Origin of the sequence: Mizugakiibacter sediminis, from assembly GCF_000953855.2 — a bacterium.
Taxonomy (GTDB): Bacteria; Pseudomonadota; Gammaproteobacteria; order Xanthomonadales; family Rhodanobacteraceae; genus Mizugakiibacter; species Mizugakiibacter sediminis.
The window spans coordinates 1-8544 of sequence record NZ_DF970225.1 but is presented as its reverse complement, the minus strand read 5'-3'; the positions used below and the strand labels follow the sequence as shown (position 1 = coordinate 8544).

The window sequence follows — 8544 nt, the reverse complement described above, 5'->3', positions numbered from 1 at the left end:
CGGCGCGCGATGCGGCCAGCGGCGCGCGCGTCGCCGCCGCGGCCGCCGCAGGCGCGGCGGCGGGAGGCGTCGCCGCGACGGCTTCGTCGCCCTCCGGTTCCTGCGTCCGCGCCGTCTCGGCCTGGCCCGCGGCTTCGCGGATCAGCGCCTCGTCGTAATCGATCGCGGCGATGATCTCGATCCCCTCGGCGAGCCGACGCGAGGAGAGGATCACCGCGTCGGGGCCCTGCTCGTCGCGCACCCGCGCCATCGCCTGACGCATGTCCGATGCCACGAATCGCTTGATCTTCATACCGTCCCCTGTTCCCGCTCGCGGCGATCCGGCGATCGCCGCTCAACGAAAGCGCATCCGCGTTTCAGCGTCCCAGCGTCGCCACCAGCCGCACGCGCCGGTTGTCCGGCACTTCGTTGTAGGCCAGCACGTGCAGGCCGGGCGCCGCATGGCAGGTGAACCGCGCCAGCCACGGCCGCAGTTGCGGCGCCGTCAGCAGCACGGCGGGCTCGCCCGCCATCTCCTGGCGGCGCGCGGCGTCGGCGACGTTCTGCTGCAGACGCTCCGCCAGCCGCGGCTCGACGGCGGCACCTGCCGGGCCGCCGCCCGCGAGGCTCTGCAGCAAGATCTGTTCCAGCTCCGGCGCCAGCGTGAAGACGGGCAATTCCGCGCCCAGGCCGGCGATTTCCTGCACGATCTGCCGGCCCAGCGCGACGCGCACCTGCGCGGTGAGCGCGCCGGGATCCTGACTCTGCGCCGCGTGTTCCGCCAAGGATTCGACGATGGTGCGCAGGTTGCGGATCGGCACGCGCTCGGCCAGCAGGTTCTGCAGCACCTTGACCACCGCGCCGAGGCCGAGCCGCTTCGGCACCAGGTCCTCGACCAGCTTCGGCGCGCTCTGCGCCAGGCGGTCGAGCAGCTGCTGCACTTCCTCGTGGCCGAGCAGCTCGTGCGCGTGCGTCTGCAGGATCTGCGAGAGGTGCGTCGCCACCACCGTCGACGGATCGACGATGGTGTAGCCGAGGCTCTGCGCCTGCTCGCGCGCGCCGGACTCGATCCACACCGCTTCCAGACCGAACGCCGGATCCTTGGTGGGAATGCCGACCAGCGTGCCGTGCACGCGGCCGGGGTTGATCGCCAGCAGGCGGTCGGTGAACACCTCCGCCTCGCCGACCGGCACGCCGAGCAGGGCGATGCGGTAGCCGTTCGGCGACAGGTCGAGGTTGTCGCGGATGTGCACCGCCGGCACCAGGAAGCCGAGTTCCTGCGACAGCTTCTTGCGCACCGCCTTGATGCGCCCCATCAGCTCGCCACCCTGGTTGCGGTCGACCAGCGGGATCAGCCGGTAGCCGACCTCGAGGCCGATCACGTCGACCGCGGTGACGTCGTCCCAGCCGAGCTCGGCCGGCTCGCCGGGCGCGGCGGCGACCGCGGCCGCCTCGGCCGGCGCTTCCTCCGCCGGCGCCGCGCGGCGCTTGGCCAGCAGCCAGGCGCCGCCGACGCAGGCGGCGCCGAGCAGCAGGAACGCCACGTTCGGCATGCCCGGCACCACGCCCATCACGCCCAGCACCACGCCGGCCACCGCCAGCGCCTTCGGTTGGCCGAACACCTGGCCGACCACCTGCTTGCCCATGTCCTGCGCGCGCGAGACGCGGGTGACGATCACCGCGGTGGCGATCGACAGCATCAGCGCCGGCACCTGCGCGACCAGACCGTCGCCGATGGTCAGCAGCGTGTAGTTGTGCAGCGCGTCGCCGACCGACAGGCCGTGCTGCAGCACGCCGACGGCGAAGCCGCCGACGATGTTGATGAACAGGATCAGGATGCCGGCGGTGGCGTCGCCGCGCACGAATTTGCTGGCGCCGTCCATCGCGCCGTAGAAGTCGGCTTCCTCGCGCACTTCCTGGCGGCGCTCGCGCGCCTGCTCCTGGGTGAGCATGCCGGCGTTGAGGTCGGCGTCGATCGCCATCTGCTTGCCGGGCATGGCATCCAGAGTGAAGCGCGCGGTCACCTCGGAGACGCGCGTCGCGCCCTTGGTCACCACCACGAAGTTGATGATGGTGAGGATGGCGAACACCACCAGGCCGACGGCGAAGTTGCCGCCGATCACGAACTCGCCGAACGCCTCGATCACCTTGCCGGCCGCGCCCGGACCGCCGTGGCCGTGCATCAGCACCACGCGCGTGGAGGCGACGTTCAACGCCAGCCGCAGCAGCGTGCCCATCAGCACCACGGTGGGGAACGCGGCGAAGTCGAGCGGCCGCAGCACGTACACCACCGCCAGCAGGATCACCAGCGACAGCGCGATGTTGAAGGTGAACAGCAGGTCGAGCACGAACGGCGGCAGCGGCAGCATCATCATCGCCAGCGCCACCAGCACCACCAGCGGCGCGCCGAGGCCGCGGCGGGCGGAGCTCTTGAAGGTGTCGAACAGCGTTGCGGCAACGGCGGCCATGGCGACGGTCCTGCTCAGCGTGGGTTCTGCGGATCAAGCGCGGGATCGATCTCGGGCACCGGCGGCGGCGGTGCCGGCTGGCCGGCGGCGGCCGCCGCCTTCAGCCGGTACACGTAGGCCAGCACCTGGGCGACGGCGACGTACAGCGCGGCCGGGATCGGCGCGCCGAGCTCGGTGGAACGGAACAGCGCGCGCGCCAGCGGCGGCGCTTCCACCGTCGGTATGCGATGGCGCGCGGCGACGTCGCGGATCTGCGCGGCGACGATGTCGGCGCCCTTCGCCACCACCACCGGCGCGCGCATGCGCGCCTCGTCGTAGCGCAGCGCCACCGCGTAGTGCGTGGGGTTGGTCACCACCACGTCGGCGCGCGGCACTTCCTGCATCATGCGCCGGCGCGCCAGCTGCTGCTGCACGTTGCGGATGCGGCCCTTGACCTCGGGGCTGCCCTCGGTCTCCTTGTATTCCTGCTTCAGTTCCTCGCGGCTCATGCGCATGCGCCGCGCGTAGTCGTAGAGCTGCCAGGGCACGTCGACCGCGGCGATCAGCAGCAGCGAACCGGCCAGCGCCAGCGACGCCCAGCCGACCAGCGACAGCGCGCGCAGCGCGCCCGCCCGCACCGGTCCCGTGCCGGTGGCGAGCAGCTGCGGCGCGAGCTGCCACAACAGCAGCGCGGTGACGCCGGCGGCGACGGCGAACTTGGCCAGCGCCTTGACCAGTTCGACCACGCCGCGCAGGGCGAAGATGCGGCCGAAGCCGGCGACCGGATCGAGTCGCTCGAACTTGAAACCGAGCGCCTCGCCGCTGAACGTCCAGCCGCCCAGCGCCAGCGGCGCCAGCAGCGCGGCGGCGGTGGCCGTGCCCAGCACCGGCGCGACCAGCTTCAGCGCCGCCAGCGCGGCGGCGCCGAGCGCCGCGGTGAGCGCGCGCGGATCGGCCAGCGCCTCGCGCGGGATCGCGAAGCCGCCGTGGCACAGCGCCAGCAGCTGCGCGCCGATGTTCGCGCGCGTCGCCAGCAGCGCGCCCAGCGCGGCCAGCGTCACCGCGGCGGCGGTGAAGTCGCGCGAGCGCGGGACGTCGCCCTTCTCGCGCGCCTCGCGCAGGCGTTTTTCCGACGCCTGTTCGCTACGTTCCTGGCCGTCGCGTTCGTCGGCCATCGCTCACGGCCTCGCCGCCACGAGGGCGCGCAGCAGTTCGAACGCGGCGTCGGTCAGCGACGCCACCGCGGCCTGCAAGCCGCCGAGGCTCAGCCACACCACCACGAAGCCGAGCGACAGCGTCACCGGGAAGCCGACCGCGAACAGGTTCAGCGACGGCGCGGCGCGGCTCATCACGCCGAAGCCCATGTTCACCACCAGCATCGCCGCCACCGCCGGCAGCGCCACCGCCAGCGCGCCTTCGAACAGCCGCGCGCCGAAGGCGACCAGCGCGTGCAGCGCGTCGGCGCCGAACGCGACGCCCACCGGCAGCGTGCGGAAGCTGTCGCCGAGCAGCGCGATCAATGCGAGATGGCCGTCCATCGCCAGGAACAGCAGCGTCGCCAGCAGCAGGTAGAACTGGCTCAGCATCGGCTCCGAGGTGCCGCTCTGCGGATCGACCACCTCGCCGTAGGACAGGCCCATCGTCAGCGCGACAAGGTGCCCGCCGAAAGCGACCGCCTCCAGCACCAGCCGCAGCGCGAAACCGATCGCCGCACCGATCAGCACCTGCTGCGCCATCGTCGCCAGGCCGGCCGGGGCGAGCGCCGACGGCAGCGCGGACTGCAACGGCAGCGTCGGCGCCAGCAGCAGCGCCAGCAGCAGCGCGAACGCCGCGCGGATGCGCGCCGGCACGTTGCGCCCGCCGAGGACCGGCGCGGTCAGCATCAGGCCGCCGATGCGCCCGAGCGGCCACGCCACACGTTCCGCCCAGACGACGAGATCGGCCAGCGCGAGCTGCATGCGGCTACCCCACCATGCCCGGCAGGCCTTCGATCAGCGCGCGCGTGAAATCGATCAGCGTGCGCAGCATCCACGGCCCGGCGATCACCAGCACCAGCGCCAGCCCGATCAGCTTGGGGATGAAGCTGAGCGTCATCTCGTTGATCTGCGTGGCGGCCTGGAACATGCCCACCACCAGGCCGATCGCCAGCGCGGTCAGCAGCAGCGGCGCCGCCAGCAGCATGGTCAGCACCAGCGCGTGGCGGCCGATCTCGATGACGGATTCCGGCGTCATCGGCGCGCCCTCAGTAGAAGCTCGCCGCCAGCGTGCCGACGATCAGCGTCCAGCCGTCGACCAGCACGAACAGCATGATCTTGAACGGCAGCGAGACGATCATCGGCGAGACCATCATCATGCCCATCGACATCAGCACGCTGGACACGACGAGATCGATCACCAGGAACGGGATGAACAGCAGGAAGCCCATCTGGAACGCGGTCTTCAGCTCGCTGGTGACGAACGCCGGCACCAGCACGCCGAGCGGCACGTCGTCCTTCGAGGCGTAGCCGTCGCCGTGCGCCAGCCTGGTGAAGAGTTGCAGGTCCGGCTCGCGGGTCTGGTCGAGCATGAAGCGGCGGAACGGCTGCGCCGCCGCCTCGAACGCCTGCTGCTCGCCGAGCTTGCCGTCCATGTACGGCTGCACGCCGTTCTGCCAGGCGGCGGACAGCACCGGCGACATGATGAAGAAGGTGAGGAACAGCGCCAGGCCCAGCAGCACCTGGTTGGGCGGCGTCTGCGCGGTGCCGAGCGCCTGGCGCAGGAAGCCGAGCACGATGATGATGCGCGTGAACGAGGTCATCATCAGCAGGATCGCCGGCAGCAGCGTCAGCGCGGTCAGCGCCAGCAGGATCTGCACGCTCAGCGTCCAGGTCTGGCCGCCGCCCGGCGCGGCGTTGACGGTGACCATCGGCAAGCCGGCGGCCAGCGCCGGCAGCGGCGCCAGCAGCAGCAGGACGGGCAGCGCGCGCCTCATTGCCCGCCTCCGCGGCGCAGTTGCGCCAGCAGTTGCGCGAAACCCGCCTCGGATGCGGCCGCGGCCGGCGGCTCCGGCAGCGGCGCCTCCAGCACGTGCAGCGTGCTGACGCGGCCGGGCGCGACGCCCAGCAGCAGCTGGCGCTCGCCGACCTGCAGCAGCAGCACGCGCTCCTTCGCGCCGACGTTCAGGCTCTCGACGCAGCGCAGCCGGCGCGCGCCGGGGCGCACGCCCTGCTGCAGGCGGCGCGTCAGCCAGCCGGCGGCGAGGATCAGCACGACCACGCCGGCCAGGCTCAGCACCACGCGCAGCAGTTCGCCGGCGAGCGAGGCGCCGGCCGTGGCCGGCGCCGCCGCGGTGGAGGCGGCAAGCGCCGGCCACGGGACGACAGAGAGGGAAAGAAGGGCGGTCCCGTGGCGCACGGCGCTCACCGCAACTTGCGCACGCGCTCGGCCGGACTGATCACGTCCGTCAAGCGGATGCCGAATTTCTCGTTGATCACCACCACCTCGCCGTGCGCGACCAGGGTGCCGTTGACGAACACGTCGAGCGGTTCGCCGGCGGCGCGGTCGAGCTCGACCACCGAGCCCTGGTTCAGCTGCAGCAGGTTGCGGATGCTGATGCGGGTGCGGCCGACCTCCATCGCCAGGGTCACCGGCACGTCGAGGATGACGTCGAGGTTGACCTCGCCGCCGTCCTTGCCGCCGCTGTCCTGCAGATCGTCGAACTGCACCTTGGCGTAGTCGCTGCCGTTGGCGCCGGCGGCGCTGCCGTTGAGCTGGTTCATGCACGCTGCTCCTTGGTGATGTCGATGGCCTTGCGCTCGCGGCGGCGGATCGCGCTGTCGATGCGCACGGCGTTGCAGCCGGAAGCGACGCCGAGGCGGCCGCGCAGGCACGGCACGTCCTCGGCGAACACGGTCACCTGGTCCGGCAGGTCGATGGGGATGACGTCGCCGGGACGCAGGCGCAGGAAGTCGCCGATGCTGATGCGGGTTTCCGCCAGCAGCGAGGTGAGGTCGAGCTCGGCGTCGAGGATTTCCTCGTGCAGCGCCGCGGTCCAGCGTTCGTCCTTCTCGCCGCGGTCGCTCTGCACGCCGGCGTCGAGCAGGTCGCGGATCGGCTCGACCATCGAGTACGGCATGGTCATGTGGATGTCGCCGCCGCCGCCGTCCAGCTCGACGTGGAAGCGCGACACCACCACCGTCTCGGTCGGACTGACGATGTTGGCGAACTGCGGGTTGATCTCCGAGTTCATGAACTCGAAGTCCATCTTCAGCACCGGCGCCCACGCCTCGACCATCGCCGCGAACACTTCCCGCAGCACGATCTGGATCACGCGGTTCTCGGTGGGCGTGAAGTCGCGGCCCTCGATCTTGACGCGGAAGCGGCCGTCGCCGCCGAAGAAGTTGTCGACCACGGTGAACACCAGGGTCGGCTCCAGCACCAGCAGCGCGGTGCCGCGCAGCGGCTTGGCGCGGATCAGGTTGAGATTGGTCGGCACGGCCAGACCGTGCACGTATTCGGAGAACTTCAGCATCTTCACGCCCTGCACCGACACCTCGCAGCTCTTGCGCAGCAGGTTGAACAGGCCGGTGCGGAAGTAGCGCGCGAAGCGGTCGTTGACCATCTCCAGCGTCGGCAGGCGGCCGCGCACGATGCGGTCCTGCTGGGTGAAATCGAACGGCCGCACCGCGCCCTCTTCCGGCGGCGCGTCGTTCTCGGTCTCCACCTCGCCGCTGTTGACGCCGTTCAGCAGCGCGTCGATCTCGTCCTGGGAGAGGATGTCGTTGGCGGCCATCGCGCGCGTCCCGTTACTGCATCACGAAGCTGGTGAAGTACACGGCCTCGAGGCCGGGCTTGCCGGAGCGCTGACGCACGATCTTCTGCAGCTCGGTCAGCGCCTCGGCGCGCAGCTTCTCCTTGCCGTCGCGCGAGCTGAGCGTCTTGTAGTCCTGGCTGGAGAACAGCAGCACCAGCGCGTTGCGCGCCACCGGCTCTTCCGCCTTCAGCGTGTCCAGCGCGGCCTGGTCGCGCGCCATCACCTCGACGCCCACCTGCAGGAAGCGCAGCGCGTCGTCGTCGCGGAAGTTGACGATGAACGGCGGATCCAGCGCGAGGTAGTGCGGCTCGGCGACCGGCTTCGCCGCCGCGGCCTTGCCCTGCGCCGCGGGCGCGCGGCCGAACGCGAACCACGCGCCGGCGCCCGCGCCGGCCAGCAGCACGACGAGCACGCCCACGATCAGCAGCAGCCTGCCGCGCTTCGCCGGCGGCGCTTCCGCTTCGGCGGCGACTTCGATGCTGTCCTCGACTGCGGCCATGGCTTCCTCGTGGCGATGCGCGCGGACGACGCGTCCGCGCGGTCGAAAATGCAATCGGCGTGCCACGCCGCGGCGCCGCGGATTTGCCGCGCGGCTTCAACGTGTTGGCGACGACGCCGCGCGGCGCAGTCGGAAATTTGACGGCGTGCGGGCGGGCGCGCGGGAGGGCGAGACGTTCGCATGACAGCAGCGCCCGGGCGCGGATCGACGCAGAAAGAGCGCGGATGAAAGCGGAGGCGTCGTCGCGATCGCCTGCGCGCGGGCTCCTGTCGAGCACGCGCCGTAGGAGCCCGCGTGCCGGCGGCCGTCGCGAACGCGCGCGGCGCGAGGCGCGCGCCTCAGGCGAAATCGTCGAACAGGCCGGCGCCGGCACGCGCGCCGCGCACGGGCGTGGCCGCGGCAGCGTCGACGCCGTCGACGGCGTCCGCGCCGACCTGCGCGCGCGCGCCGCGCGGCTGACCGCCGGATTGCTGCGCATCGCGCTGCGCCACCGACGTCTGGCCGAGCGCGAGGCCGTGCTGGCCGAGCAGCGCGCCGAGCTGCGGCAGCGCGTCCTGTACGGCCACCAGCGCGCCGGGATGCTGCACGGCGAAGGCGACATCGACGCGCGCGTGCTCGACGCGCACGTGCACTTCCAGCGCGCCGAGTTCCTGCGGATGCAGGCGGATGCGCGCCTGCTGCACGTCCTGGCCGGCCAGCCAGACCACGTGCTCGCCGAGATCCCGGTTCCACGCCGGCGTGCCCGCCGGCTGCGGCAGCGCCAGCGCGTGCGGCGCCGCCGGCGCGGGCGCCGGCGTCGCGTCGTCGTGCCGCGGCGGCCCGTCGGC

10 protein-coding genes and 1 pseudogene are annotated in these 8544 nt (G+C 72.0%); all 11 read right to left on the bottom strand.

The annotated features are described in order from the left end of the window. Positions 1-292: pseudogene (locus tag MBSD_RS15780) on the bottom strand (flagellar biosynthesis protein FlhF); the annotation flags it as partial. A gap of 64 nt (positions 293-356) precedes the next feature. Further along, positions 357-2447, bottom strand: coding sequence for a flagellar biosynthesis protein FlhA (gene flhA, locus MBSD_RS10450; RefSeq protein ID WP_062537275.1), 2091 nt, complete (start codon positions 2445-2447; stop codon positions 357-359). Positions 2448-2461: 14 nt separating this feature from the next. Then, positions 2462-3601: a flagellar biosynthesis protein FlhB gene (gene flhB / locus MBSD_RS10445; RefSeq protein WP_062537274.1), complete on the bottom strand. Its 1140-nt coding sequence runs from the start codon at positions 3599-3601 to the stop codon at positions 2462-2464. 3 nt (positions 3602-3604) lie between these two features. Then, positions 3605-4384, bottom strand: a complete 780-nt coding sequence (gene fliR, locus MBSD_RS10440) for a flagellar biosynthetic protein FliR (RefSeq protein ID WP_062537273.1) — start codon at positions 4382-4384, stop codon at positions 3605-3607. Between the two features lie 4 nt (positions 4385-4388). Further along, complete coding sequence (fliQ, locus tag MBSD_RS10435; RefSeq protein ID WP_062537272.1) at positions 4389-4658, bottom strand: flagellar biosynthesis protein FliQ; 270 nt, start codon at positions 4656-4658, stop codon at positions 4389-4391. A 10-nt stretch (positions 4659-4668) separates the two neighbouring features. Beyond that, positions 4669-5397 carry a flagellar type III secretion system pore protein FliP gene (gene fliP, locus MBSD_RS10430; RefSeq protein ID WP_062537271.1) on the bottom strand — a complete coding sequence of 243 codons (729 nt, stop codon included), beginning with the start codon at positions 5395-5397 and terminating at the stop codon, positions 4669-4671. Next, positions 5394-5819, bottom strand: a complete 426-nt coding sequence (gene fliO / locus MBSD_RS10425; protein ID WP_082306606.1) for a flagellar biosynthetic protein FliO — start codon at positions 5817-5819, stop codon at positions 5394-5396. The genes fliP and fliO overlap by 4 nt, the downstream gene beginning before the upstream one ends. Positions 5820-5824: 5 nt before the next feature. After that, a complete protein-coding gene (gene fliN / locus MBSD_RS10420; protein ID WP_062537270.1) occupies positions 5825-6184 on the bottom strand; it encodes a flagellar motor switch protein FliN in 360 nt (119 codons plus the stop codon). Next, positions 6181-7197 carry a flagellar motor switch protein FliM gene (gene fliM / locus MBSD_RS10415; protein WP_062537269.1) on the bottom strand — a complete coding sequence of 339 codons (1017 nt, stop codon included), beginning with the start codon at positions 7195-7197 and terminating at the stop codon, positions 6181-6183. The genes fliN and fliM overlap by 4 nt, the downstream gene beginning before the upstream one ends. Before the next feature lie 13 nt (positions 7198-7210). Further along, positions 7211-7717 carry a flagellar basal body-associated FliL family protein gene (locus MBSD_RS10410; RefSeq protein WP_082306605.1) on the bottom strand — a complete coding sequence of 169 codons (507 nt, stop codon included), beginning with the start codon at positions 7715-7717 and terminating at the stop codon, positions 7211-7213. A 338-nt stretch (positions 7718-8055) separates the two neighbouring features. Next, positions 8056-8544, bottom strand: a 489-nt coding sequence (locus tag MBSD_RS10405) for a flagellar hook-length control protein FliK (RefSeq protein WP_148667864.1), incomplete at its 5' end; no start/stop codon positions are given.

Bases quoted from the DNA above. Each gene is read 5' to 3' on its own strand.
- fliN (WP_062537270.1), bottom strand. From the start codon at position 6,184: ATGAACCAGCTCAACGGCAGCGCCGCCGGCGCCAACGGCAGCGACTAC.
- flhB (WP_062537274.1), bottom strand. From the start codon at position 3,601: ATGGCCGACGAACGCGACGGCCAGGAACGTAGCGAACAGGCGTCGGAA.
- fliP (WP_062537271.1), bottom strand. From the start codon at position 5,397: ATGAGGCGCGCGCTGCCCGTCCTGCTGCTGCTGGCGCCGCTGCCGGCG.
- fliQ (WP_062537272.1), bottom strand. From the start codon at position 4,658: ATGACGCCGGAATCCGTCATCGAGATCGGCCGCCACGCGCTGGTGCTG.
- fliR (WP_062537273.1), bottom strand. From the start codon at position 4,384: ATGCAGCTCGCGCTGGCCGATCTCGTCGTCTGGGCGGAACGTGTGGCG.
- flhA (WP_062537275.1), bottom strand. From the start codon at position 2,447: ATGGCCGCCGTTGCCGCAACGCTGTTCGACACCTTCAAGAGCTCCGCC.
- MBSD_RS10410 (WP_082306605.1), bottom strand. From the start codon at position 7,717: ATGGCCGCAGTCGAGGACAGCATCGAAGTCGCCGCCGAAGCGGAAGCG.
- fliM (WP_062537269.1), bottom strand. From the start codon at position 7,197: ATGGCCGCCAACGACATCCTCTCCCAGGACGAGATCGACGCGCTGCTG.